Genomic DNA, 24,435 nt, shown 5'->3' with positions numbered 1-24,435 from the left:
TTCGCGGGCGGTGCGGCATCCCGCCCATCGAAAGCCGCACACCATGACCATGCGCACCCTGACTCCCCCCGACACCGAGGTCATCGTCACCGGACGACCGGTCTCGCGCCGCACCCGGCAGCTCCGCAAGGCCGGCGAGGCCTACGTCTTCCTCTCGCCGACGCTGATCCTGCTGTTCGTCCTGATGATCGTGCCGATCGTCATGGTGATCGGCTATTCCTTCCAGGACAACGTCATCCTGAACAAGAGCCCCGAGGTCGTCGGTGTCGACAACTACGTCGCGATCCTCACCGACCCCGGTTTCTGGAAGGCCACCGGCAACACCCTCTTCTTCACGCTCACCAGCGTCGCCGCCCACCTCGTCCTGGGGCTGTCGTTCGCGATGATGCTGAACTCCCGCCTCATCGGCGCCGTTCCCCGGGCGATCTTCCGCGGCCTGTACGTGCTGCCGTGGCTGTTCACCGTCGCCGTCATCGCGGTGCTGTGGCGGATGCTGCTCGCCCCCAACGGCATCGTCAACTTCCTGCTCAACACGAACATCGAGTGGCTCGCGTCGCCGCAGCTCGCGCTGGGCACGGTGACCTTCATCAACATCTGGGCCGGCTACCCGTTCTTCATGGTGAGCCTGCTCGCAGGACTCCAGGGCATCCCGAGCGACCTCTACGAGGCGGCGACCGTCGACGGCGCCAGCCCCGCGCAGCGCTTCTGGAACGTCACCATCCCTCAGCTGCGTCCGATCATCGTCAGCCTCGTCCTGCTCGATCTCATCTGGACCTCGCAGCAGTTCGCCCTCATCTGGCTGACCACGGGCGGCGGGCCGATCGATGTCACCGAGATGCTCAGCACCTTCACCTACAAGCTCGCATTCGCCAAGTACGACTTCTCCATGGCCTCCACCTCAGCGGTGCTGGTGCTGGCGATGTCGATGATCATCGCGGTGCTCTACGTCCGCCACCAGAAGGCGAGGGACTGACATGGCCCTGACCACCCCCGCGCGCCCGCGCGTGTCGACCGCACCGGAACGCCGGCGCCCGTCGAGCACCGCCGCCCGACGACGCCTCGCCAAGACCGCCGTCATGGTCGGTCTGATCCTCGGCGCCGTCTTCGCCGCCGGTCCGGTGCTGTGGATGCTGTCGAGCTCGTTCAAATCGAACACGCAGATCTTCGAGCTGCCGCCGCGTCTGATCACCGACACCTTCTCGTTCGACGCCTACGTGTCGATCTTCACCAACCCCGAGACGGTGCGGTTCTTCATCAACAGCTACGTCGTGGCGGGAGCGGTGACGGTCCTGACGCTCCTCGTGGCCATCCAGGCCGCCTACGCCTTCAGCCGCTTCGAGTTCCGCGGCAAGCGCATCGTCAACGTCATCATCGTCAGCGTGCAGGCGGTCCCGCCCATCACGCTGCTGATCCCGTACTTCGGTCTCATGGTCGGGCTGGGGCTGTACAACACCTACCCCGGGCTGATCTTCACGTACATGGTGTTCACGCTGCCCTACGCGATCATCATGATGACCGGGTACTTCAACACCCTGCCGAAGGAACTCGACGAGGCCGTCCGCGTCGACGGCGCCGGCTCCTTCACGGCCCTATGGCGCGTGCTCGTGCCGATCTCGATCCCCGGGATCGTGTCGGTCGGCATCTACACGTTCATGATCGCGTGGAACGAGTTCCTCTTCGCCCTGACCCTCACGCGGACGATCGACATGCGCACGGTGCCCATCGGCATCCAGCTGCTCATGGGCCAGCACTCCTACGAGTGGAACCAGATCATGGCGATGAGCATCCTCGGCTCGATCCCGGTGCTGGTGCTCTTCCTCTTCTTCCAACGCTTCTTCATCAGCGGCCTCACGGCCGGCTCGGTGAAGAGCTGATCCCGACCAACCACCCCGAACAAGGAGAAATCCGTGCTCTACACCGGCAAGTCCATCCTCGACGTGGCGAACGCCCACAGCTTCGCCATCCCGGCCTTCAACATCAGCGACTGGGCGATGTTCACCGGGATCATGGACATCAGCGAGGAGAAGAACGCTCCGGTCATCATCGCCATCCACCCCGACGAGGTGTCTCACATCACGACCGACCTCATCCCCGCCATGCACGCCCGCGCCCACCGGTCGAGCGTGCCCGTGGCCATCCACTGGGACCACGGCGGAACCTACGAGCAGATCATCACCGCGATCCAGGCCGGGTTCACCTCGGTCATGATCGACGCCTCGCTCGAGCCCTTCGAGCAGAACGTCGCCCTGACCCGCAAGGTCGTCGAGGCCGCGCACGCGGTCGGCGTGCAGGTCGAGGGCGAGCTCGGCACGATCGGGGCGAACGACAGCTACGGCGAGTCGGGTGCGGCCGAGATCATCTACACGAACGTCGACGACGCCGTGCGCTTCGTCGAGCAGACCGGCGTCGACAGCCTCGCGATCGCCATCGGCACCTCGCACGGGCTCTACCCCTCCGACAAGAACCCCGAGCTGCGCCACGACCTGCTCGAGCAGATCAAGGCGGCCGTCGGCATCCCGCTCGTGCTGCACGGCGGCTCCAGCAACCCGGATGCCGAACTCGCCCGCGCCGTGTCGCTCGGCATCAACAAGATCAACATCTCCAGCGACATCAAGGTCGCGTACCACGACCGCATGCGCGAGGTGCTCGGCACCGACCGTCGTCTGCGTGAGCCCAACGCCATCCAGCCCGAGCCGATCGCGGCGATGAAGGTGACGGCGGCCGAGAAGATCGACCTGTTCGGCGCCGCCGGCAAGGCCGACCTGTATTGATCGGAGGATGATCGGCGCCATGGCAGAAGACCTCGTGCTCGGGCTCGGCGGAACCGTCGACTACGAGATCCGGTGGGATGCCGCCGTCCTGTCCGCCCTCGCGGAGGGGTACGGCATCCGTTCCGACGAGCTGACCACCACGACGCCGATCATCGACGAGCGGGCGCTCGTCGTGACGGTGCTCGCTTTCCTCGCCACGGGCGGGGGAGGCGAGCGCTTCGTCCTCTCCTCCGACATCGTGGAGCGATTCGCGGCGCACTTCGACGTCGAGATCACCCTCGGCGGGACCGGAGTGCGGGCGGGGATCGCCCTCGACCGCATCGGCGTCCCGACCGTGCAGCACCTCGTGAGCATCGACGACAACGTGCGCAGGCTGCTCCCGCGGTCGATGCGGGTGGTGTCCTCGGCCACGCGCGACACGCTCGACCCCCACCTCATCGTGCAGTACCCCGAGGGGACGACCGTGCGCCTGGTCGACGCGGAGGTGACCGCTCCCTCATCGAACCGCCTCATCTTCGCCAATGACGCGCCCAACCGCGAGATGGCGATCGCCGCCGATCTCGGAGACGCACTCGCCGGCGCCGCCGCGTTCCTCGTCTCGGGCTTCAACACGATGCAGGATGCCGACCTGCTCGCGAATCGTCTCGACGACCTCGCCACGGCGATGCGGCGTCTTCCCGCGGACGCCCTCGTCTATTACGAGGACGCGGGGTTCTATCAGCGCGAGCTGTCGGCGATCGTGCGCGCGCGCCTGCTCGACCGCATCGACGTCTACGGGATGAACGAGGACGAGCTCCAGGAGTACCTCGCGCGCCCCGTCGATCTGCTCTCACCCGACGACGTCGTCGCGGCGCTCGCCGAGGCCCATGCCCTCATCCCGGCCCGCGCGCTCGTCGTGCACACGAAGTACTGGGCGATCGCGGTGGGCCCCCGCGCTGCGGCCCACCGGGCCGGGCTCGAGAGCGCGGTGCGCACGGCGGCGACGAGGTACCGCCTCGGCGACGCCTGCACCGCGGCCGACCTCGACGAGACGGCGCGTCTGCCCCGTCACGCCGGGGGAGCGGCGGTCGTCGCGAAGGCGGAGCGGGTTCTGTCCGCCGTCGGGGTCGCCGCGTTCGTGGTCGACACCCCGCACCCCACCACCATCGGCCTCGGCGACACGTTCGTCGGAGGGTTCCTCGCGGCCGTTCCGGCGGCGGCGCGGATCGCGACCGCCGCGGCCCTCGAGCGGGCCCTCGACGCGGCGGCGACGATCGCGCGCTGATCGCAATCGCTCGGATCACCGCGCCCCGGTGTCGGCATCCGGGTCGGAGAACGGCCCGCACGCCGCGATGACCCGGCGCAGCGCCACGGCGGCCTCCCACCCGTCGAGAGGCTCGTCATCGGCATCCAGTCGTCGAAGGCGCTGGGTGTAGGCGGCGAGTGCGGTGTCGGCCTCGTGGAGCTGCGCGGCGGTGCCCTCCGGCTCGGGCGGTGTGGTCACCAGGCGCGACACCGCGCGAACGGCCGCGGCGAGGGCGCGGCGCGCGTCGTCGGGGAGCCGCGTGTCGGCGTCGGGTCCCGCCGTGAGTCGGGTGAGGGCGGCGACGAGCTCGCGGGTCGCGTCCGCGGTGCCGGTCAGCGCGTCGAGACGCCGCCGGCCGAGGTCGCGAGGCGCGTGGAGGCGGCGCCCGCGGGGGTTGTACCGCCGGCTCTCGTCGGCCAGGTCCACCTCCTCGCGCACGTCGGCCAGCGTCGCCGTGAGTCCCTCCGTCGCGGCCCGCGCGGCCTCGGGGTCGAAGGCGTGACCGGCCAGAGCGTCCGCCATGCGGTCCAGGGCGGCGCCCAGCGCATCGCGCAGCCGCGTCAGACGATCGTCGGCCCGCCCGACGCGCAGCGGAGGCACGACGACCAGGTTCACCACCACGCCCACCAGCACGCCGAAGGCCATCGTCATGAGGTACGACGACGAGTAGCCGTCGGGGTCCGCGCCCCCCAGGAGCAGCACGAACAGCGCCGCGATCGCCACCCAGTCGCGGCCGACGCCGAGGGCGCGCACCCCGGCCAGCAGCACGCCGATCAGGATCACGACCGCGACCGCGACGATGCGGGGGAGGCCCGTTCCCACCACCGCGAGCGATCCGAGTCCCAACCCGATACCGAGGGCGAGTCCCACCAGCGCCTGGACGCCGCTGGACGCCGAGCGCGCGACCGTGGGGTACATGCTCACGAGCACACCGAGCGGGGCGTAGTACGAGTACTCGCTCTGGGCGAAGGGAACGAACGGCGCGAGGTACCAGGCGAGGGCGGCGGCCACAGCGGTCTTGGCCGCCAGCAGCAGCCGATCGGCGGAGACGGCGTCGGCCCACCAGCGACGGGGATCGAGGGCGGGGGGAACGGTCATGGGCGCGGAGTGCGGGGGCGAGTCGGCACGTTCCCATGCTGAACGTCGGGCGCCCGGTCGTCGCGGGGCTTGCCGCGCCGGAGCTGTCGAGATACGTCAGCGCCCGGGACGGTACGCGTTCCACAGCACGTGCGCGTGCCGAGCTTTCGCCTTCTCCACCCCGTCGTCGTCGTCGCGCGCCGCGCTGAACCACTCCGCGAGCCGGCTGCCCACGGCCCCGAGCACCATGCGCACGTCGGCGTGCTGCGCCGGCGGGACCGCGGCCTCTGCCGCCGGCATCCGCCCCTTCCGGGGGAGGTCGTCGTCGATGTGGCGCAGCACGAGCCGGGCGACCCCCACCGCGTGGCTGTTGACGACGCAGTGCGCCGCCCCCTCGATCTCCCACCGTCGCGCATCGCGGGCGCGCGCGACCAGGCGCGAGTGCAGTCGCCGTGGCGAGGAGCGGTCGAACTCGCCGCGCAGCAGCAGCAGCTTCGCATGACCCGCCCCGATGCGGTCGGAGATGCGGTAGCGCAGCATGTAGGGAAGCGTCTCGAGGAAGTAGACCAGGCCGCACAGCAGGTACGCCGAGACCGCGAGCAGCGCGACGTGCATCGATTCGCGCGCGGTCGACTGCACGAAGCGCACCGCCTGGACCACGGCTCCCGACTCGTCCTCATCGACGACCGGGCTCACGAGCACGGCGTGCGACAGGTCGGCCCGGCGCGAGAGCACCTCCGTCACGACCTGGGTCCCCATCGAATGCCCGATGAGCACGGGGTCGGTCAGGCCGTAGTGGTCGAGGACGCCCTCCACCTGGTCGGCGAAGAAGGAGGCGGTGGGCTGTGCACCGGATGCCGGCACCCCGGCGAACCCGGGGAGGTCGAGGGCGTAGACCTCGCCTCTTTCGGCCAGTAATGGCGCGAGGAACTCGAAGTAGGTCGACGCCACCCCGATCCCCGCGATCAGGACGAAGGAGCGCCCCTCGGTCGCGCCGGTCGACAGGCGCGTGACGCGCGTGCGGGCACGGGAAGAGCGGTACGACTCGACCTGCACGTCGATCGAACGGTGGTCGGAAGCCATCCCTCAAGGATGCCGCACCCGGTGATGCGACCTGTCAATCCCGGGGGTGTGCCGGAGTCCGCCGCTTAGCGTGGCGGAATGAGCGATACCTCCCGCGAAGAAGAGACCCTGGGTGCCGTCCGCGAGGGTGAGAACCCCGCCGAGAAGGACCCGTCCGACTGGGTCACCGGCGATGAGCCGATGACCGCTCCCCAGCGCAGCTACCTCGACACCCTCGCTCGCGAGGCGGGCGAGGAGATCCCGGCCGACCTCACGAAGGCCGAAGCCTCGGAGCAGATCGACCGCCTGCAGAACGAGACCGGTCGCGCCACCGAGTGACTCGCGTCGCCGAGCGTCCCGCGCGAGCCGATCAGGCCGTGCGGGACGCTTCGTCGGCCGCTTCGTCGTCCGCGGCCATGGCGTCCGTGTCCGCCCGCTCGCCCCGCGCGATGTCGTCGAGGAAGTCGGCGACGATGCGGCGCTCCGCGGGCCCGAGCTTCGCCGCGGCCGCGGTGGCCGATGCCCGCCGTACCGACAGGATGCGGCGGGCGGGGGAGGAATCGGCGATCGTCTCGCGCACGACGATCGACCGTCGGTCGCCGGGGTAGGGCTCGCGCTCGACCCACCCGGCTTCGGCGAGGCGGTCGATGAGCGCCGTGGTCGCCGCCGAGGAGATCCCCAGCATTGCGGCGAGCATCCGCGGCGTGACCGGCTCGTCGTCGGGCAGCCGCTGCAGCAGGAACCGAAGCACCTTCGCGTCGTTCGGGCCGATCCCGAGGGCGGACAGAGCCGCACGCTCGGAGGCGATGCCCGAGTCGGTGAGGTCGTTGAGGGCCTTCACCACGTCGTCCGTGCTCGCCGTGCCCCCCATTTCGTCTCTCCCTGTGTCTCGCTGCGCTAGTGTCTCCGATGTCGATCTACGCGTGTGTCGAGTAGATAGCTGATCTACTTACCATCGTACCTGTGCACCACGCGCACCGGCAGGGGGCTGGACGAGCCGCCCTGACGTAAGCTGCCCTGGTGGAAAACGGGTCCGAGTCGTCGCGTTACTGGTACGGCGCGAGCGAAGAAGATCGCCGCCGCCGCGCCGTCGACGTCCTGCAGGCCTTCCGCGTGTACCGTGCGGCCGAGGTCGCGATGCGTCGTCGCACGCGCGAATCGATGTCGATGGGCGAGAACGAGCTCCTCGTTCTGCGGTACCTGCTCAAAGCGGCCGGGCAGGACCGCCAGGTCTCGCCCAGCGAGCTCACGCGCTACCTCGGCGTATCCACGGCCTCGACGACCGCGATCGTCGATCGTCTCGAGAAGTCCGGCCACGTCACGCGTGTGCCGCACCCCAGCGACCGACGCAGCATCTTCATCGTGGCCACCGCGGCGAGCGATGAGGAGGTGCGCGCCACTCTCGGGTCGATGCACTCCCGCATGATGGCGGCCGTCGTCGACATGACGCCCGAGGAGAGCTCGGCCGTCATCGCGTGTCTGGGCCGTCTGCAGGACGCGGTCGACCAGGTCGACCCCCACCCCGTGACGGCGGACGCCGCGCACTGAGCGGATGCCGGTCGAACGGGCGCTAAGAAGGTAGGCGACCTTCCTTCCCCCGCAGCATTAGGCGCCCCGGCGGAGCCGTGAAACCATGAGGTCATGGATGACAAGGCGGTGGACGTGAACGAGCCCGCTCGTGCGTCCGACGTCTTCCCGTCGGTCGACGGCGTGCAGGTCGCCTCGTTCCGCGGCGTCCTCTCGCGTCTGCGCGAGGACTATCCCGGTGAGGATCCCGCCCGCATCGAGGCGATCGTCCTCCGCGAATGGGAGGCGTTCTCCGCGGGTCGGCCGTTGGTCGTTCCGGCCGCAGTCGAAGAGGGAGCTCGCGAGATCCTGGGTCAGCCGCCGGTCTGAACCGGACGGCAGGCGAGGGCGTACGCGGGCCGCCGCGTCGGGCTCAGGCTCCGGGCTGATCCGGTTCCGGGACGAGCAGCAGCCCCCCGGAGGAGTTCGCGGACGTCGCGAGGGCTTCGATCCAGGCGCGACTGAGGAGGGCGGGCTCGGGCTCGTCGAACACGAACCGCAACGGAATCGACGGGTGCAGCCAGACGGTGCTGCGCCCCACCTCCTGCCCGGGGCCGTGTGTCCACGACAGGGTGAAGCTCTCGCCACGACGCAGCTTGGTCGCGATGACCACCTTGACGTGCGCGAGGGCGCGGTCCTCGATCTCGATCGGCGTCGCAACGTCGCCGTAGTACAGCGTTCCCACACGGGCACGGTAGCCGCCGCGAGTTCGATGGCTCCCGGGGGTTGCCCCGCGGGCGGTGCGCGTGGCACCCGATCGCCCGGATCGCGGTTCTCGGACGGAACTGCGTTCCTCGACTAGGCTTTTCCGCATGGGCCGATTCATCTACGACACCGTCGCGAACGCCGTCGACATCGATGACCGCACGCTGGCGCACCTTCGCATCGTGGTGATGAACAAGCTGCGCCGCTCCGAGTCGTTCATGTTCGATGTCGAGGTCGGCGACGGCAGCGGTCGCCGCAGCTTCTGGATGCACCCGTCGGTGCCGATCCAGTTCCACTTCTACGGCAGCCGTCAGCCGCGCATCAACCGCGTATGGGTCGAAGACCTCATGCTCGCGGCATCCGGGCCCAACGGCCTGGCCATCACGCCGGAGCCGAGCGAGGACGCCCACGTCGAAGAGGGCTGACCTCTAGCGCTTCTCGGCGTCCTGCGCGGGAGTGACGTCCTCGGGGACGAGCATGATCCCGCCCGAGGAGTTCGCCGAGTCGGCGAGCCGTTCGATCCATTCCCTGCTGAGGGTCGTGGGTTCGGCATCGTCGAAGACGAACCGCAGCGGGATCGCCGGGTGCAGCCACAGCGTGCTGCGACCGCGCTCCTCATCGTCGCGGTGCCGCCACGAGAGCGTGAAGCTCTCGCCGCGGCGGAGCTTCGTCGAGATCACGACTTTGAGGTGGGCCAGAGCGCGGTCCTCGATGTGCACCGTGGTGCCGCTTCCGCCGTAGTGGATGGTCCCCATGCCCTCACGATACGCCAGGGGTCGCGTGGATACGCCCGGGGTCGGCGGGTGTCAAGACCACCGGTAGCGCCCCGGCCGCCTGTCACAGTGGAGCGATTGCACGGAAGGAGGCGCCGTGACACATCCCCCCATCCCTCGGCATCCCGAACCGGCGGGCGACCCCGACGACCTGCCGGAGGTCTTCCAAGGACTGATCGGCATCGACGTCGTCGACGGCGAATTGGTTCCGCGCGCGACGGAGCCGCCGCGCGCAACCCCGCCCGCGTGACGCTCCCAGCGACCTCGTAGACGCCGCGGCTACCGTCGGAAACATGTCGGACCCGCTGGACGATCAGCAGATCACCGTTTCCGGGGCGGCGTTGCGGGCTCTTCGCGACGAGTTCCAGCGTTTCCTCATGGAGTACCGTTTCGGGCTCGCCGAGGTCGAGACGAAGATCTCGATCCTGCGCGAAGAGTTCCAGGAGATGCACGCCTACAACCCCATCGAGCACGTCTCGAGCCGGGTGAAGTCGCCGGACAGCCTGGTCGACAAGGTGCGGCGGAAGGGCATCGAAGCCGACTTCGACTCCATCCGCTCGGCCATCACCGACATCGCCGGCATCCGGGTCACCTGCAGTTTCATCGACGACGCCTACCGTCTCTCCGATCTGCTCACCCGGCAGGACGACATCACCGTCCGCGACGTGAAGGACTACATCGCCGAGCCGAAGGCGAACGGGTACAAGAGCCTGCACGTCATCGTCGAGGTGCCGGTGTACCTCTCGACGGGGCGGGTCGACGTCCCGGTCGAGGTGCAGTTCCGCACCATCGCGATGGACTTCTGGGCGAGCCTCGAGCACAAGATCTACTACAAGTACGACCGGCTCGTGCCGGCGGACCTGCTCGCCGAGTTGAAGAACGCCGCCGACACGGCCGCCGAGCTCGACACTCGGATGGAACGTCTGCACCGTGAGATCCGCGGTCCGCGCCCGGGCGTCGTCTCGCTCTGATCCGCAGGTGGTCGACGCGGCCGAGGGCGACGACAATGAGGGGATGAGCGACGACGCCGCCCGCCTCGACGAAGCCGCCGCCGAGCTGCTCGCGCTGCCCCCCGCACGGTTCACCGCCGCCCGGAACGAACGCGCCGCCGCTGCGGGCGGTGCCCTCGGGCGCGGTATCGCGAAGCTGCGGAAGCCCACGGTGGCGGCGTGGGCCGTGAACCTCCTCGTCGATGACGGGCAGCTGGGGGAGGCCGTGGAGCTGTCGCGCGCCCTGCACGAGGCCCAGGACGACCTGGACGCCGCGGAGCTGGCGCGTCTGGGGCGGCAGCGCCGCCAGCTCGTCGCCGCCCTCGCGCGACGCGCGGCCGACCTGGCGTCCGAGGCGGGCACCCCGCTCAGCGCGGCCGTCACGGACGCGGTCGAGAAGACCGTCAACGCCGCGGTGGTCGATGCGACCGTGGCGGCGGTGGTGCTCACCGGCAGACTCGTCGCCGCGATCGACCTGGCCGATCTCGACGCCTCCGCCCTGGGCGCCGCCGTGGCGGGCTCGGTCCCCGCCGCCGCCCCCGCGCCCGCTCCGCCCGATGACCTGGCGGCGCGTCGCGCGCGCAAGGCCGCGGAGCGCGCGGTGCGCGAAGCGGAGCGCGCGCAGGCGGACGCCGAACGCGAGAAGGCCGCGGTCGACAAGCGTCTCGCCACGGCCCGCGAGCGTGCCGATCGACTGCGCGAGCGCGTCGACGGGCTCCGCGCCGACCTGCGCCGTGCCGAGGCCGAGGCGACGGAGGCCGAGGCGACGGTGGCCGAACACGAGAAGACGCTGCACGATGCCGCGGCGGCCGCCCGCGACGCGGCGCGCGCGCTCGAACGCGCGGAGGCCGCGCGAGACGCGGGAGCGGACGCATGACCGACGCCGCGGCCCTGTTCGATGCCGCCCGGGCCCGTCTCGTCGACGCCCCGCGCGAGCGGATCGGCGAGTTGCAGGAGGGGCGGCGGCTGCTCGGCATCCGGCGCGCTCCCCGCATCGTGCCGCGCGGAACGGCGTGGCACCTCGGAGTGCTGCTCGTGACCGATGACGAGGTGCTCGCGACCGGTCACGTCGTCCGAGCCCGCGCCGAGGTGCGTCGTGGTTTCGCGGCGGAGTCGCAGCGGCGCCGCGCCGAGCTCGCCGCCGCCGCCGCGCGCGGCGGCGTGCCCGAGGGCGAGACGGTGCACATCGGGTGGCATCCGGTGGATCCGTCCCTGCTCGAGGCGGCGTCGCGTCCGCTCGCGGTGCGAGAGGGAGAGACGCTCGTGCGGTGGAGCGCCGCGGGCGGCTGGATGCCGCTGGCGCGGTACCTCGACGAGCGCGTCGAGCTGCTCCGGCATCCGCCGGAGCGCGCGTGAGATCCCCGGTGCCCGAAAACCTGCGCACATAGTCGGGGGCGCCCCGGGTGTCAACAGCCGTGACCCCGCCCGTTCGCGGAAACGACGCTGGTCTATCGTGAGCGACGTGCAGCAGGTATGGCCAGGATCCAGTTATCCCCTCGGGGCCACTTACGACGGTAACGGGACGAATTTCGCCCTGTTCAGTGAGGGGGCAGAGAAGGTAGAGCTCTGCCTCTTCGACGAGGACGGAACGGAGACGTGCTTCGAGCTGATCGACGTCGACGCGTTCGTCTGGCACGCCTACCTCCCCAACATCCTTCCCGGGCAGCGGTACGGCTACCGCGTCCACGGCGAGTACGACCCGGCGAACGGCAAGCGCTTCAACCCCGCGAAGCTCCTGCTCGACCCGTACGCGAAGGCCGTCGAGGGACAGGTCGACTGGGGCCAGGCGGTCTTCAGCTACGAGTTCGGCGACCCCGACTCGTTCAACGACGAGGACTCCGCCCCGCACATGATGAAGGGCGTGGTCGTGAACCCGTTCTTCGATTGGTCGGGCGACCGCCAGCCGAAGATCCCCTACGCCGAGAGCTTCATCTACGAGGCGCACGTGAAGGGCCTCACCCAGCTGCACCCCGACGTCCCCGAGGAGCTGCGCGGCACCTACGCCGGTATCGCGCACCCGGCCGTCATCGACCATCTCAAGAAGCTCGGCGTCACGGCGATCGAGCTCATGCCCGTGCACCAGTTCGTCAACGACTCCACGCTCGAGGAGAAGGGGCTGTCGAACTACTGGGGCTACAACACCATCGCGTTCCTCGCCCCCCAGAACACCTACTCCTCCACCGGCGACCACGGTCAGCAGGTGCAGGAGTTCAAGGCCATGGTCAAGGCGCTGCACGCGGCCGGCATCGAGGTCATCCTCGACGTGGTCTACAACCACACGGCCGAGGGCAACCACATGGGCCCGACGTTGTCGATGCGCGGCATCGACAACGAGGCCTACTACCGCCTCGAAGACGACGACAAGCGCTACTACACCGACTACACCGGCACCGGCAACAGCATGAACGTGGGCAACCCCCACACGCTGCAGCTGATCATGGACTCTCTGCGCTACTGGGTGCTCGAGATGCACGTCGACGGCTTCCGCTTCGACCTCGCTTCCACCCTCGCGCGCGAGTTCTACGAGGTCGACCGCCTCGCGGCGTTCTTCGAGCTCGTGCAGCAGGATCCGATCGTCTCGCAGGTCAAGCTCATCGCCGAGCCGTGGGACGTCGGCCCCGGGGGCTACCAGGTCGGCAACTTCCCGCCCCAGTGGACCGAGTGGAACGGCAAGTACCGCGACACGGTGCGCGACTTCTGGCGCGGCGAGCCGCAGGCTCTGGGCGAGTTCGCCTCGCGCCTGACCGGTTCGGCCGACCTCTACGAGCACTCGGGCCGTTTCCCGGTGGCATCCATCAACTTCGTCACCGCTCACGACGGCTTCACGCTGCGCGATCTCGTGTCGTACAACGACAAGCACAATGACGCCAACGGCGAAGACAACAACGACGGCGAATCGCACAACCGCTCCAGCAACATGGGCGTCGAGGGTCCGACCGACGACCCCGAGGTGCTGAAGCGTCGGGCTCAGCAGCAGCGCAACTTCATCGCGACGCTGCTGCTCAGCCAGGGCGTGCCGATGCTGCTGCACGGCGACGAGCTCGGCCGTACGCAGGGCGGCAACAACAACGGCTACGCCCAGGACAACGAGATCACGTGGGTGGACTGGTCGAACATCGACGCCCCGCTCATCGAGTTCACGGCCGCCCTCGCCCGCCTGCGCAAGCAGCACCCCACCTTCCGCCGCAGCCGGTTCTTCGACGGCCGCCCCGTGAAGATGGAGGAGGGGGCGCCGATTCCCGACGTGGTCTGGCTGCGGCCCGACGGCTCGCTCATGCAGCCCGAGGACTGGGACAACGGCTTCGGTCTCGCGGTCGGTGTCTTCCTCAACGGCCAGGGCATCCGCGAGCGCGACCGCCGCGGCGAGTCGATCAGCGACGACCACTTCCTCGTGCTGTTCAACGCCGGCGACGACAAGGTCGACTTCCAGCTCCCCGACTTCGACTACGCCCCGAAGTGGGACGCGTACGTCGACACCGCGGGGGAGCGGGCGAACACCGAGCCGCTCGAGCCCGGTGAGACGCTGCCGCTCGAGCCGAAGTCGCTCATCGTACTGCGCGAGCACCACCTGCCCGAGCCCGAGGTCGACCACTCGGTCGCCGCCTCCCTCACGGCGCAGATCCCGGTGGTCGGCACCGACGACCTGCCCGGCCAGGCGCCCAAGCCGGAGCTGTGAGCGACATGCGGACTCCGCTCTCGACCTACCGCCTGCAGATCCGCGAATCGTTCACCCTCGACGACGCCGCCGAGGTCACGGGATACCTCCGTGACCTCGGGGTCTCGTGGGCGTACCTGTCGCCGATCCTCGAAGCCACCCCCGGCTCCGACCACGGCTACGACGTCGTCGACGTCTCGCGCGTCGATCCCGCGCGCGGGGGTGCGGAGGGTCTCGACCGCTTCGTGCGTTCTGCGCGCGCCGACGAGCTCGGCATCCTGATCGACATCGTGCCCAATCACATGGGCGTCTCGGAGCCGCGCAGCAACGCGTGGTGGTGGGATGTGCTGCGCCAGGGCCGCGCGTCGACGCACGCGGACGCGTTCGACATCGACTGGGAGTTCGGCGGCGGCAAGGTGCGCGTGCCGGTGCTCGGCGACGACCTCGCCGCGGTGATCGGCGAGATCTCGTACGACCCGACGCCCGCTGACGACGCCCCCGACGGCTTGATCCGGTACTACGACCACGCTTTCCCGGTGGCGCCGGGAACGGGCACGGATGCCGCGGCCTCGGGTTCGCGCGACGCGGTCGAAGCCCTCCTCGACGCCCAGAACTTCGAGCTGCGGTTCTGGCAAGATGAGGCGGACGACCTCAACTACCGGCGCTTCTTCGCCGTCACGACCCTCGCGGGTGTGCGCGTCGAACTGCCCGAGGTGTTCGACGCCACGCACGTCGAGATCCTCCGCTGGGTGCGCGAGGGCCTCGCCGACGGGCTGCGCGTGGACCACCCCGACGGTCTCGTCGACCCGGGCGGCTACCTCGACCGGCTCGCGGTCGCGCTCGAGGAGGCCGGCGACGGCGACGTGGGCTACGTGCTCGGCGAGAAGATCCTCGAGCACGGCGAGGCGCTGCCCTCCTGGTGGAAGACCGCCGGCACGACCGGTTACGACGCTCTCGCCGAGATCGATCGCGTGCTGACCGACCCCGCGGGCGAGGCGGCGCTCGACGCGCTCGATGCGCGCCTGCGCGCCGACAGCGACCTCGCGCCGCTCACCGGCTGGCACGACCTGATCCACGACACCAAGCGCAAGATCGCCGATTCGATCCAGGTCTCGGAGATCCGCCGGCTCGTGCGGGGGCTCCCGACGGCGCTCCGCGAGGAGTTCGAGGCCGACGTCCTCCAGGACGCGCTCGCCGAGATCCTCGCCTGCTTCCCCGTCTACCGCTCCTACCTCCCCGCCGGTCGCGCGCACCTCGACGCCGCCGCGGGCGAGGCGGAGATACGCCGGCCCGAGCTGGGCGATGTGATCGAGAAGCTCGTCCCGGTGCTCGCCGACACGAGCCTCGAGGTCGCCTGGCGCTTCCAGCAGACGACCGGGCCGGTCATGGCCAAGGGCGTCGAGGACACGGCGTTCTACCGATACACACGCCTGGGCTCGCTCACCGAGGTGGGCGGCGACCCGGGTCAGTTCTCGCTCGACGTGAACGGCTTCCATACCGCTCAGGCGCTGCGGCACGCGTCGTGGCCCACCGCCATGACGACTCTGTCGACGCACGACACGAAACGCGGCGAGGACACCCGTGCCCGCATCGCGGTGCTCGCGGAGATCCCGGAGCGCTGGGCCGAGGTGCTGGCGGAGTTCCGCGGCATCGCCTCGACCGGGCACGGCCCCTTCGACGCGCTGCTGTGGCAGGCGATCGTGGGGGCGTGGCCGGGGTCGGCATCCACTCCCGAAGGCCTGAAGGTCTACCGCGAGCGCCTGCACGCCTACGCCGAGAAGGCGGCACGCGAGGCGAGCGAGGTCACCGGATGGTGGGAGCAGGACGAGGCCTTCGAGGAGCGCATGCACGCGGTCGTCGATGCGGCCACCGGTCCCGCCGCCGAGCGCGTCCGTGCGTTCGTTGACGAGATCTCGCCCGCGGGCTGGTCGAACGGTCTTTCGGCGAAGCTGCTGCAGATCATGGGCCCCGGCGTCCCCGACGTCTACCAGGGCTCGGAGCTGTGGGAGCAGTCGCTGGTCGACCCCGACAACCGCCGTGCGGTCGACTTCGCCGAGCGCCGTCGGATGCTCGCATCGCTCGACGCACCCGGAGCGACCCCGCCGGCGGTGGATGCCACGGGCGCGGCGAAGCTGCTCGTGACCTCGCGCGCGCTGCGGCTGCGCCGGGAGCACCCGCTGGAGATCTACCGTCCGCTGGAGGCTGCCGGGGTGGCATCCGATCACGTCGTGGCGTTCGATCGCGGCGGCGTCTTCACCGTCGCGACGCGCCTGCCCCACGGGCTGCAGGCCGCGGGAGGGTGGCGCGACACGGTCGTGCTGCTGCCGGACGTGCCGGTCGTCGACGTGCTGACCGGTCGCTCGTTCGCCGGCGGCCCGACCCCCCTCGCCGATCTGCTGGCGTTCCTCCCGGTCGCCCTGCTGATCTTCTGACCCGAGCGCGTGAGGCGCCGAGATTCGTCGCCTCACGCGCTCCCGCAGCGACAATTTCTGGCACCTCACGCGTAAGGACATCTCATGAGCATCGACGTTTGGGCACCCAAGGCGACGCGGGTGCGGCTTCGCCGCCTCGACGACAGCGGCGACACCGTCGTGGAAGACATCGAGATGACGTCGGCGTCGGATGGCTGGTGGACCGCGCTGATCGATCTCGCCGACGGCGAGCGGTACGGCTTCGTGCTCGGCGACGGCGACGACCTGCGTCCCGATCCGCGGTCGCGCCGCCAGCCCGGCGGCGTGCACGAGGCGTCGGCGTGGTTCGACCCCTCGGTGTACGCCTGGAACGACAGTGCCTGGACGGGCAAGCAGCTCGCGGGCGGGCTGATCTACGAGCTGCACCTCGGCACCTTCACCCCCGAAGGGACCCTGGATGCCGCGATCGGACGCCTCGACCACCTCGTCGACCTCGGCGTCACCCACGTGGAGCTGCTGCCGGTGAACGGCTTCAACGGCACGTGGAACTGGGGCTACGACGGCGTGCTCTGGTACACGGTGCACGAGGCGTACGGCGGACCCGAGGCCTACCAGCGCTTCGTCGACGCGGCGCACGCCGTGGGCCTGGCCGTCATCCAAGATGTCGTCTACAACCACCTCGGACCCTCGGGCAATTATCTGCCGGAGTTCGGTGAGTACCTCCGCGAGGGCAGCCGCAACACGTGGGGCGACTCGGTCAACCTCGACGAAGACGCGGTGCGCGCCTACATCGTCGAGAACGCCCTCATGTGGATGAGCGACTACCACGTCGACGGGCTTCGCCTGGACGCCGTGCACGCGCTGCTCGACCACCGCGACCCGCACGTGCTGCAGGAGATCGCGGAGCGCACCGACGCCCTGTCGGCGCACCGCGGCATCCCGCTCACGACCATCGCCGAGAGCGACATGAACGACCCGAAGCTCATCCTGCCTCGCGAGGCGGGCGGGTACGGGCTCACCGCGCAGTGGTCGGACGACTGGCACCACACCGCGCACGTCGCCCTCACCGGCGAGACGATCGGCTACTACGAGGACTTCGCCGATCTGGACGCGTTCCGCAAGGTGAGCGAGGGCGGCTTCTTCCACGACGGCACGTACTCGTCGTTCCGCGAGGAGAAGCACGGCAAACCGATCCCGGAGGATGTGCCGAACTGGCGCCTGGTGACCTTCGCCCAGGACCACGACCAGATCGGCAACCGTGCCGCGGGCGACCGCCTCTCGCAGTCCCTCGACTACGACCACCTCGCCGCGGCAGCTGTGCTGACGCTCACCGCTCCCGGGACGCCGATGCTCTTCATGGGCGAGGAGTGGGGCGCCACCACGCCCTGGCAGTTCTTCACCTCGCACCCCGAGCCCGAGCTCGGGAAGGCCACTGCCGAGGGGCGCATCGCCGAGTTCGAGAAGATGGGCTGGGACGAGTCCACCGTCCCCGACCCGCAGGACCCGTCGACCTTCGAGAACTCGAAGCTCGACTGGGACGAGGTCGGCGAGGGCGACCACGCGCAGCTGCTCGGTCTGTACCGGGAGCTGGCGAAGCTCCGGCGCGAGCGCCCCGAGCTGACCGACCCCTCTCGCGACGGGCTGTCGGCGGCGGCCCGTGAGGCCGAGGGCGGGCGCGTGTACGAGCTGCGCCGCCGTGACCTCGTGGTCGTGGTCAACCTCTCGGATGCCGAAGCCTCGGCATCCGTCGCCTCCGGTGCGCGCGTGCTGCTCGCCACCGCGGAGGGCGTGGTGCTCGACGGCTCGGCGCTGAGCGTGCCGGCGGGGGCGAGTGCGATCGTGGGGCCGGTGCTCTGACGTCTCGTTGACGGCCCCGTCCCGCGCCGGACGGGGCCGTCAGCGTGTCTGCGGGATGCGCCCCATCTCGGCCTGGATCGCCACGGCTGCGGCTCCCCGCGCCCACGCCGAGAAGCCGGCACGGTCGACGTGCACCCGCACCGGTGTCGAGCCGCCGGGACGGACGCGCGCGAGGGCCTCGTCGACGCGGTCCCGCGCGAGGTCGACGATCGCGGTCGCCTCGCCGGCGAGCACGATGTCGGCCTGCAGCGACAGGTTCGCCGCCAGAGCGCACAGGATGCCGAGGGCCTCGCCGGCGTCGTCGATCGCGGCCCGGGCCGTCGGTTCCCCGTCGCGGGCGAGCGAGAACACGTCGTCCGCGCCCACCGTGCGTCCGAGGTCCCGCGACACCCGCGCGGTCAGCGCGCCGGTGGTCAGCAGGGCGTCGGCGCAGCCGCGATGTCCCTGCGGGCAGGAGGGGCCGTCGGCGAGGAGGGGGAGGTGTCCGACGGTGCCGTGGGCCGCGTCGGGGGAGCGGACGGTGCGCCCCTCCACGACGAGGCCGAGACCGACACCGGCGCCGATCGTCACGACGGCGAATCCGGGAATGCCTCGTCCGACGCCGAACCAGCGCTCGGCGTCGGTGAGGGCCACCACGTCGTTCTCGAGCGCGACCGGGATTCCGAGCCGCTCGGCGAGCATCTCGGCGAACGGCACGTTCCGCCACTCGAGGAACGGGGCGTCCAGGGCGACACCGCCCACGTGCCCCCCGAGTGCGACACCGACGCCGCGTACTCCGTTCACGGCCTCCACGAGGCCCGCGATCATCGTGGCGACCGCGTCGGGGGAGGCGTCGGTGAGAGCGCTCTCGTGCGCGGCGATCACTTGGGCGCGCATGTCGGTGGTGACCAGGTACAGACGCTCACCGGTCAGCTTCACTCCCACGAAGGTCCCGGCGGTGGGGGAGAGGTCGAGAGGACGCGATGGGCGGCCGACCGATGCCTGCCCGTCGCCGTCGTCGAGCTCGACGAGCAGCCCCGCGTCGAGCAGCGGACGCGTGAGACGGGTCAGGCTCGCCGGCGACAGATGCAGGCGGGTCGCGAGGGCGCTGCGCGAGAGCGGCCCGTGGATGAGCACCTCGCGCGCGACGGCGGCTTCGCTGTCGGTGAGCATGGCGGCCTCCTCGTCGATCGAGCGCGAATAACTTCCGTGATAAAAATAATGCCATGTCTCATCCCGTCACCGCCGCCGAGACCGCCGTTCATCTCCGCAACGGCGGGACGAGCGTCGTCGTCGACCTCACCGCGCACCCGGCGCCCGCGATCATCCACTGGGGCGCCGACCTCGGCGAGCTCGGCGCGGAGGCCCTGTCGTCGCTGGTCGTCGCCGCGCAGCCGCAGCGCGTCTCGGGCGGCATCGACCAGACGCCCCGTCTCACGATCGTGCCGACCGCGGCGGCCGGGTGGCCCGGCGCCCCCGGGTTCGAGGGAGGGCGCGGCGGCGTGGTGCAGGGAACGGTCTTCTCCCTGGCATCCGTCGATCCGACCGTCGACGCCGTGACGCTGCATCTCGTCGACGTGCAGCGCTCCCTGAGCCTTCGCGCGGAGCTGCGGGTGGACGCCGCGGGCGTGTTCACGCAGCGGCTCACGCTGGTCAACGACGGCGCCGACGACCTCGTCGTGCAGGCACTGCAGCCGACCTTCCCGGTGCCGTGGGAGGCGACCGAGATCCTCGACACGACCGGGCGTCATCTGCGCGAGCGCTCGGCGCAGCGTCACGCCTTCACCTTCGGCACGCACCTGCGCGAGAGTCGTCGGGGGCGACCGGGTGCGGATGCCACGCTGCTCCTGGCCGTCGGACGGCCGGGCTTCGCGTTCGAGAGCGGGCTCGTGCACGGCATCCACGTGGGGTGGAGCGGCGATCAGCGCGTGTTCGCCGAGCGGCTGCCGCTCGGTGAGGCGCTGCTCGCGGGAGGCGAACTGCTCGCGTGGGGTGAGATCGTCGTCGCCCCCGGTGGCGAGGTGTCGTCGCCGATCGTGTACGGCTCGTGGGGCGAGGGGCTCGATCAGCTCGCGTCGCGCTTCCACGCCACGTGGCGCGCGCGTCCGCAGCACCCGCGACGCCCGCGCCCGATCACCCTGAACACCTGGGAGGCGGTGTACTTCGACCATCGTCTGCCGAAGCTGCTCGAGCTCGCCGACGTCGCCGCCGAGATCGGCGTGGAGCGCTACGTGCTCGACGACGGGTGGTTCCGCCACCGCCGCGACGACACCGCGGGCCTGGGCGACTGGTTCGTCGACGAAGACGTGTGGCCCGACGGTCTGAGCCCGCTGGCCGATCACGTGATCGACCAGGGCATGGAATTCGGTCTGTGGTTCGAACCAGAGATGGTCAACCCCGACAGCGACGTCGCCCGCGCGCACCCCGAATGGATCCTGCGCGGGCGCGATGAGCTGCCGCCCTCCGCCCGCCAGCAGCAGGTGCTGAACCTCGCGCGCCCCGACGCCTACGCCTACCTGCTCGAGCGCATGACGGCGGTCCTGCGGGCCTACCCGATCGCGTACGTGAAGTGGGATCACAACCGCGACCTCGTGGATGCCGCGACAGGGCCCGGTGGAGGCTCGGCCGTGCACGCCCACACGCTCGCCGTGTACCGCCTCATCGACGAGCTCAAGGCCGCGTTCCCCGGACTCGAGATCGAGAGCTGCGCCTCGGGGGGAGCGCGAGTGGATCTCGGCATCCTGGACCGCACCGACCGCATCTGGACGAGCGACTGCCTCGACCCGGTCGAGCGGCTCGAGACGCAGCGGCACACCGCGCTCGTCGTTCCGCCCGAGATGATGGGTATGCACCTGACCACCCCGCACGTGCATTCGACGGGGCGCACCGTGTCGCTCGCCTTCAGCGGAGCCGTGGCCCTGTTCGGCCATTTCGGCATCGAATGGGATCTCACGACCCTCTCCGGCGACGAGCGGGCGCTCGTGGCCGAGTGGGTGTCGCTGGCTCGTCGGGTGCGACCGCTCGTGGCGACCGGGCGCCTGGTGAACGTCGACACGACCGACCCCGGGCTCGATGTCCGCGGCGTGGTGTCTCCCGAGCGCGATCACGCCTTCTTCACGATCGCGCAGACCGAGACGCTCATCGCCTCCCCCGCGGGCCGCGTGCGCCTCCCCGGGCTCGACCCCGACCGCCCGTACCGGGTGCGGCTCGTCACCCCGGGCGGGCTCGTGCAGGAGCCGGCGCAGTCCCCGCTGCCCTGGGCGCACCACGACACCGTGCTCACCGGGCGGCAGCTGGCCGCCGCCGGCCTGCGGCCGCCCGTCCAGAACCCCCAGCAGGCGGTAGTCGTCGAGCTCTCCGCGTGATCGGTCCGCGGTCGTGACGGCCGTGGCTCAGGCGGAGATGGCGAACAGCCCGCCGATGCCCACGGCATAGAGCACGAGCACGACGAACGAGTCGACGCCCATTCCGATGATCCGTCGCTGCGGACGGAAGATCAGGCCGACGACGTACACGAGCGTCAGGAGAGCCGCGAGCGCGGTCAGGTAGATGTCGGCGCCGTTCGCGCGCGGGAGCACCGCCGATCCCGAGATCACCGTGGCCAGCAGGAACAGCACGGGAAGGAAGGCGTTGCCGCCGAAGATGTCGCTGATGGCGAGGTTGTCGTCACCCTGACGGATGGCCTGCAGGCCGGTCGAGATCTCGGGCAGGGATGTCGCCAGGGCCAGCACCGTCGCACCGAACAGCACGCCCGACAGGCCGATCTGGGAGGAGGCCGCGTCACCGGCGCGTTCCAGGACGACACCGGCGACGAGCGTGGCGAGCGCCGAGACCGAGAAGACCGTCGCGGCCTTCTTGGTACTCATCTTCTTCTTCGCGGGCGCGGGCTTCGGGCTCGCGTCGGGGGCGCGGCCGTCCTCGTGCCACGGCAAGTGCTTTCCGGCCCGCTGCACGAGCACCAGCCCGATGATCCACAGCGCGGCGATGAGGACCACGTCGGGCGTCAGTCGCAGCACCTCCAGGCTGTCGGGCAACTGGCTGCCGGCGATGACGACCGCCAGGACCGCCACCACGGCCAGCCCTTCCAGCACCAGAGTGAGCGAGGCCGCACGGTAGGTGAGCGGCTTGACGCCGCGACCGCGTTTGCCGAACGCGTCGAGGATGACGAGCACGACGGTCTGCAGGGCGATCCCGCCGAGGATGTTGCCGACGGCGACCTCGAGGTTGCCCGACATCGCGGCCGACACGGTGATGGCGATCTCGGGCAGGTTGGTCGCCACCGCGAGCACGATGAGCCCGCCCAGGGCGCTGCCCAGATGCAGCCGCGCGTCCAGCACGTCGGTCGCCTTCGAGAGCTGGATGCCGGCTACCCACACCACCGCGGCGGCGGCGACGAAGATGACGACGAGAAGGGCGAAGGGCAACGAGTCCACGCACCGATCAGACCACCGGTCGCCGTGGCATCCGACGCTCTTGTGCGGCGGATGCCGAGGGGTTAGGCATTGTGGATCCGCCGAGGTCCCGTTCGCCAGACCGTCGACGCGGCAGCGGATCGGGCGCCCCGCACGCGCTCGCGCGCTCGTGCCCGGTCAGTCGACGTTCGGGCGGATCAGGCGCAGTGTGCTCACGATCGCGGGGGGCGCCAGCACGACGACGGCCACGATGATCGCGGTCACCCCGATCGGTGCGCTCTGGGGCTGTCCGCCGAAGCGCTCCACGGCCAGCCAGCTGAGGCCCCAGGCCAGGGCGAGCGCCGGAGCGACGCGCCACGAGCTGCGCCAGGCGATCGCGAGCCCGATGAGCGCCACGACGATCAGCACCGCGATGCCGATGGCATCCGCCCCCTCCTCCCACGACGGCGGGACGACGGTGGTGAGCCACGCGGCGGTGTTGGCCACGGTCGCGAGGGTCACCCATCCGAGGTGCAGGCCCGTGACGCCGTCGATGAGCACGGAGTCGACCACGCCGCCGCGCGGCTCGCGGGTGGCGACGGCGACGCGGAAGGTCCAGCCGAGAGCGGCGAGGAGCAGGACGATCACGACGACGGTGAGGAACAGCGTTCCGAAGCGGGCGGCGACCAGCCAGAGTCCGTTCAGCGTCATGGTGAGCGCGATGAGCCAGCCCAGGGCGCGCTGGCGCGGGTTCGTGCGCTGGCGGGGGAGGGCTTGCCAGATCGCGTAGACGATGAGACCGAGGTAGATGATCGACCAGATCGAGAAGGCGGGTCCCGCCGGCGCGAGGTACGACCCGTCGGTGTCGAGGGCGCCGCCCTGCTGGTCTTCGACGGCGGAATTGCCGAAGGCGCCCGCCCCGATGACGGCCGCGATGAGCATGAACGACACCGCGGAGAGGACGACGATCTGGCGCGCGAGGTCTGCGCCCCGCCACTGAGCTGTTGCGTTCATACCGAGAACACTAGAAAAGCTAGGTAAATCGACCCAGGAGGCTTGACATCGTCTCGACGTCTGCTCGCGCGGGCGCCGGGTCAGGCGGCGACGGCGCGAGCGGCGAAAGAGCGCAGAAGCCGGGTGGGCTGCTCGACCGACGCGGTGCGCACGTGCGCCGACACCTCGTCGAACGCGTCGGCATCGAAGTACCCGGCATCCCGGTACACGACCATGCGCTCCACGAACGCCTCGGTCGTCGGCTCGGGGTGGAACTGCGTCGCCCACAGCGCGCGCCCCGCCCGGTAGGCCTGCACCGGGCAGACCGCGTTCTCGGCCAGCAGCGTCGCCCCCGGCGGCACGCTCGCGGTGCCCTCCTTGTGCGCGGTCAGGGCCTCGAAACGCGGTTCCAGGATGCCGAACAGCTCGTCGGTGCGGCCTGCGTCGGTGAGCGAGATGTCGGCGGGGCCCGTGCCCTCGGGATGCTCGAGGGTCACTTCGCCGCCGAGGAAGCGCGTGACGACGCCGATCCCGAAGCACGTGAACAGCGCGCTCGTCCGGCCCTCGATCGCGGCGGCGGCCAGGCGCTCGAGATCACTCTCGAGGCGGCGCTGCTCGTCGGTCTTGTCGGGGTCGGTGACGTTGAACGGGCTGCCTCCCACGACGACCGCGGCGAACCGGTCGAGGTCGGCCGGGAGCGGCTCGCGCACGAGGTCGTGGTGCACGAGGTCGTCGTCGCGCACCCCCAGTCCGTCGCGGAACGACGCCCACTCCGCCACCGCCGCGACCCGCTGAGGGCGCGCGCAGACGTACAGGAGGGGGGCGGTCACTCAGGGATTCTATGCGGGCCGCGCCGACACGACGCAGGTCTGGACATGCCTCGACACGTTCTGCGCTCAATGCCCGGGGTGATCCGCGTAC

Annotated in this window: 25 protein-coding genes; 16 read left to right on the top strand and 9 right to left on the bottom strand. The window is 70.4% G+C overall.

What is annotated here, in order from left to right; all coding sequences use genetic code 11:
* Nucleotides 1–43 precede the first annotated feature (43 nt).
* The 4 genes from ACFZA2_RS05080 to ACFZA2_RS05065 are packed head-to-tail and all read left to right on the top strand — an operon-like array spanning nucleotide 44 to nucleotide 4,035.
* A complete protein-coding gene (locus ACFZA2_RS05080) occupies nucleotides 44–973 on the top strand; it encodes a carbohydrate ABC transporter permease (RefSeq protein ID WP_391401417.1) in 930 nt (309 codons plus the stop codon).
* Nucleotide 974: 1 nt separating this feature from the next.
* Nucleotides 975–1,874: a carbohydrate ABC transporter permease gene (locus ACFZA2_RS05075; protein WP_391401414.1), complete on the top strand. Its 900-nt coding sequence runs from the start codon at nucleotides 975–977 to the stop codon at nucleotides 1,872–1,874.
* A gap of 33 nt (nucleotides 1,875–1,907) precedes the next feature.
* Nucleotides 1,908–2,771, top strand: a complete 864-nt coding sequence (locus ACFZA2_RS05070) for a ketose-bisphosphate aldolase (protein WP_076673539.1) — start codon at nucleotides 1,908–1,910, stop codon at nucleotides 2,769–2,771.
* A 19-nt stretch (nucleotides 2,772–2,790) separates the two neighbouring features.
* Entirely contained in the window at nucleotides 2,791–4,035 is a 1,245-nt protein-coding gene (locus tag ACFZA2_RS05065) for an ADP-dependent glucokinase/phosphofructokinase (protein ID WP_391401409.1), read from the top strand.
* A 15-nt stretch (nucleotides 4,036–4,050) separates the two neighbouring features.
* Here the strand turns inward: ACFZA2_RS05065 and ACFZA2_RS05060 are convergent, their stop codons facing one another.
* Together ACFZA2_RS05060 and ACFZA2_RS05055 are read right to left on the bottom strand one after the other, a co-directional pair.
* On the bottom strand, nucleotides 4,051–5,154 hold the full coding sequence (locus ACFZA2_RS05060; protein ID WP_391401406.1) for an FUSC family protein: 1,104 nt from the start codon (nucleotides 5,152–5,154) through the stop codon (nucleotides 4,051–4,053).
* A 96-nt stretch (nucleotides 5,155–5,250) separates the two neighbouring features.
* Complete coding sequence (locus tag ACFZA2_RS05055; RefSeq protein ID WP_391401403.1) at nucleotides 5,251–6,216, bottom strand: alpha/beta fold hydrolase; 966 nt, start codon at nucleotides 6,214–6,216, stop codon at nucleotides 5,251–5,253.
* Between the two features lie 78 nt (nucleotides 6,217–6,294).
* Between ACFZA2_RS05055 and ACFZA2_RS05050 the strand changes: the two genes are divergently transcribed.
* The gene (locus tag ACFZA2_RS05050) at nucleotides 6,295–6,534 is read left to right on the top strand and encodes a DUF3072 domain-containing protein (protein ID WP_315993711.1); all 240 of its coding nucleotides are present in this window, start codon (nucleotides 6,295–6,297) and stop codon (nucleotides 6,532–6,534) included.
* 31 nt (nucleotides 6,535–6,565) lie between these two features.
* Here the strand turns inward: ACFZA2_RS05050 and ACFZA2_RS05045 are convergent, their stop codons facing one another.
* Nucleotides 6,566–7,066 (bottom strand): MarR family winged helix-turn-helix transcriptional regulator, encoded by a 501-nt coding sequence (locus tag ACFZA2_RS05045; protein WP_391401400.1) that lies wholly within the window; start codon nucleotides 7,064–7,066, stop codon nucleotides 6,566–6,568.
* Between the two features lie 149 nt (nucleotides 7,067–7,215).
* On the opposite strand from ACFZA2_RS05045, the gene ACFZA2_RS05040 reads away from it, so the two are divergent.
* Nucleotides 7,216–7,743, top strand: a complete 528-nt coding sequence (locus ACFZA2_RS05040) for a MarR family winged helix-turn-helix transcriptional regulator (RefSeq protein WP_391401396.1) — start codon at nucleotides 7,216–7,218, stop codon at nucleotides 7,741–7,743.
* Nucleotides 7,744–7,836: 93 nt separating this feature from the next.
* The gene (locus tag ACFZA2_RS05035; RefSeq protein ID WP_391401393.1) at nucleotides 7,837–8,091 is read left to right on the top strand and encodes a hypothetical protein; all 255 of its coding nucleotides are present in this window, start codon (nucleotides 7,837–7,839) and stop codon (nucleotides 8,089–8,091) included.
* A 43-nt stretch (nucleotides 8,092–8,134) separates the two neighbouring features.
* Here the strand turns inward: ACFZA2_RS05035 and ACFZA2_RS05030 are convergent, their stop codons facing one another.
* Entirely contained in the window at nucleotides 8,135–8,446 is a 312-nt protein-coding gene (locus ACFZA2_RS05030; RefSeq protein ID WP_315993707.1) for a hypothetical protein, read from the bottom strand.
* A 127-nt stretch (nucleotides 8,447–8,573) separates the two neighbouring features.
* Between ACFZA2_RS05030 and ACFZA2_RS05025 the strand changes: the two genes are divergently transcribed.
* On the top strand, nucleotides 8,574–8,891 hold the full coding sequence (locus ACFZA2_RS05025) for a hypothetical protein (protein WP_055959437.1): 318 nt from the start codon (nucleotides 8,574–8,576) through the stop codon (nucleotides 8,889–8,891).
* Between the two features lie 3 nt (nucleotides 8,892–8,894).
* On the opposite strand, the gene ACFZA2_RS05020 is transcribed toward ACFZA2_RS05025, so the two are convergent.
* Nucleotides 8,895–9,221, bottom strand: coding sequence for a hypothetical protein (locus tag ACFZA2_RS05020; RefSeq protein WP_136586020.1), 327 nt, complete (start codon nucleotides 9,219–9,221; stop codon nucleotides 8,895–8,897).
* A 115-nt stretch (nucleotides 9,222–9,336) separates the two neighbouring features.
* Here ACFZA2_RS05020 and ACFZA2_RS05015 point away from each other — a divergent pair, with 115 nt between their 5' ends.
* The 7 genes from ACFZA2_RS05015 (at nucleotide 9,337) to treZ (ending at nucleotide 18,151) form a co-directional block, all read left to right on the top strand.
* The gene (locus tag ACFZA2_RS05015; protein WP_391401387.1) at nucleotides 9,337–9,489 is read left to right on the top strand and encodes a hypothetical protein; all 153 of its coding nucleotides are present in this window, start codon (nucleotides 9,337–9,339) and stop codon (nucleotides 9,487–9,489) included.
* A gap of 43 nt (nucleotides 9,490–9,532) precedes the next feature.
* Complete coding sequence (locus ACFZA2_RS05010) at nucleotides 9,533–10,210, top strand: GTP pyrophosphokinase family protein (protein WP_391401384.1); 678 nt, start codon at nucleotides 9,533–9,535, stop codon at nucleotides 10,208–10,210.
* 43 nt (nucleotides 10,211–10,253) lie between these two features.
* On the top strand, nucleotides 10,254–11,105 hold the full coding sequence (locus tag ACFZA2_RS05005; protein ID WP_391401381.1) for a transposase: 852 nt from the start codon (nucleotides 10,254–10,256) through the stop codon (nucleotides 11,103–11,105).
* Nucleotides 11,102–11,584, top strand: coding sequence for a glutaminase (locus ACFZA2_RS05000; protein WP_391401379.1), 483 nt, complete (start codon nucleotides 11,102–11,104; stop codon nucleotides 11,582–11,584). The genes ACFZA2_RS05005 and ACFZA2_RS05000 overlap by 4 nt, the downstream gene beginning before the upstream one ends.
* Before the next feature lie 97 nt (nucleotides 11,585–11,681).
* Nucleotides 11,682–13,904: a glycogen debranching protein GlgX gene (gene glgX, locus ACFZA2_RS04995; protein ID WP_391401376.1), complete on the top strand. Its 2,223-nt coding sequence runs from the start codon at nucleotides 11,682–11,684 to the stop codon at nucleotides 13,902–13,904.
* A gap of 5 nt (nucleotides 13,905–13,909) precedes the next feature.
* Entirely contained in the window at nucleotides 13,910–16,315 is a 2,406-nt protein-coding gene (gene treY / locus ACFZA2_RS04990; protein WP_391401373.1) for a malto-oligosyltrehalose synthase, read from the top strand.
* Nucleotides 16,316–16,399: 84 nt separating this feature from the next.
* A complete protein-coding gene (gene treZ / locus ACFZA2_RS04985; RefSeq protein ID WP_391401371.1) occupies nucleotides 16,400–18,151 on the top strand; it encodes a malto-oligosyltrehalose trehalohydrolase in 1,752 nt (583 codons plus the stop codon).
* A gap of 39 nt (nucleotides 18,152–18,190) precedes the next feature.
* Here the strand turns inward: treZ and ACFZA2_RS04980 are convergent, their stop codons facing one another.
* A complete protein-coding gene (locus tag ACFZA2_RS04980) occupies nucleotides 18,191–19,303 on the bottom strand; it encodes an ROK family protein (RefSeq protein ID WP_391401368.1) in 1,113 nt (370 codons plus the stop codon).
* A 53-nt stretch (nucleotides 19,304–19,356) separates the two neighbouring features.
* Between ACFZA2_RS04980 and ACFZA2_RS04975 the strand changes: the two genes are divergently transcribed.
* The gene (locus tag ACFZA2_RS04975) at nucleotides 19,357–21,495 is read left to right on the top strand and encodes an alpha-galactosidase (protein WP_391401365.1); all 2,139 of its coding nucleotides are present in this window, start codon (nucleotides 19,357–19,359) and stop codon (nucleotides 21,493–21,495) included.
* A gap of 27 nt (nucleotides 21,496–21,522) precedes the next feature.
* On the opposite strand, the gene ACFZA2_RS04970 is transcribed toward ACFZA2_RS04975, so the two are convergent.
* The 3 genes from ACFZA2_RS04970 to ACFZA2_RS04960 form a co-directional block, all read right to left on the bottom strand.
* The gene (locus tag ACFZA2_RS04970) at nucleotides 21,523–22,563 is read right to left on the bottom strand and encodes a sodium:calcium antiporter (RefSeq protein ID WP_391401362.1); all 1,041 of its coding nucleotides are present in this window, start codon (nucleotides 22,561–22,563) and stop codon (nucleotides 21,523–21,525) included.
* Nucleotides 22,564–22,719: 156 nt separating this feature from the next.
* The gene (locus ACFZA2_RS04965; protein ID WP_391401359.1) at nucleotides 22,720–23,535 is read right to left on the bottom strand and encodes a tryptophan-rich sensory protein; all 816 of its coding nucleotides are present in this window, start codon (nucleotides 23,533–23,535) and stop codon (nucleotides 22,720–22,722) included.
* 80 nt (nucleotides 23,536–23,615) lie between these two features.
* Entirely contained in the window at nucleotides 23,616–24,344 is a 729-nt protein-coding gene (locus tag ACFZA2_RS04960; protein WP_391401356.1) for a GMP synthase, read from the bottom strand.
* Between the last annotated feature and the right edge of the window lie 91 nt (nucleotides 24,345–24,435).

Origin of the sequence: Microbacterium sp. NPDC007973 (assembly GCF_042958465.1) — a bacterium.
Lineage (GTDB): Bacteria > Actinomycetota > Actinomycetes > Actinomycetales > Microbacteriaceae > Microbacterium > Microbacterium galbum.
The sequence above is the reverse complement of the archived record's forward strand: the minus strand, read 5'-3'. Positions and strand labels throughout refer to the sequence as shown.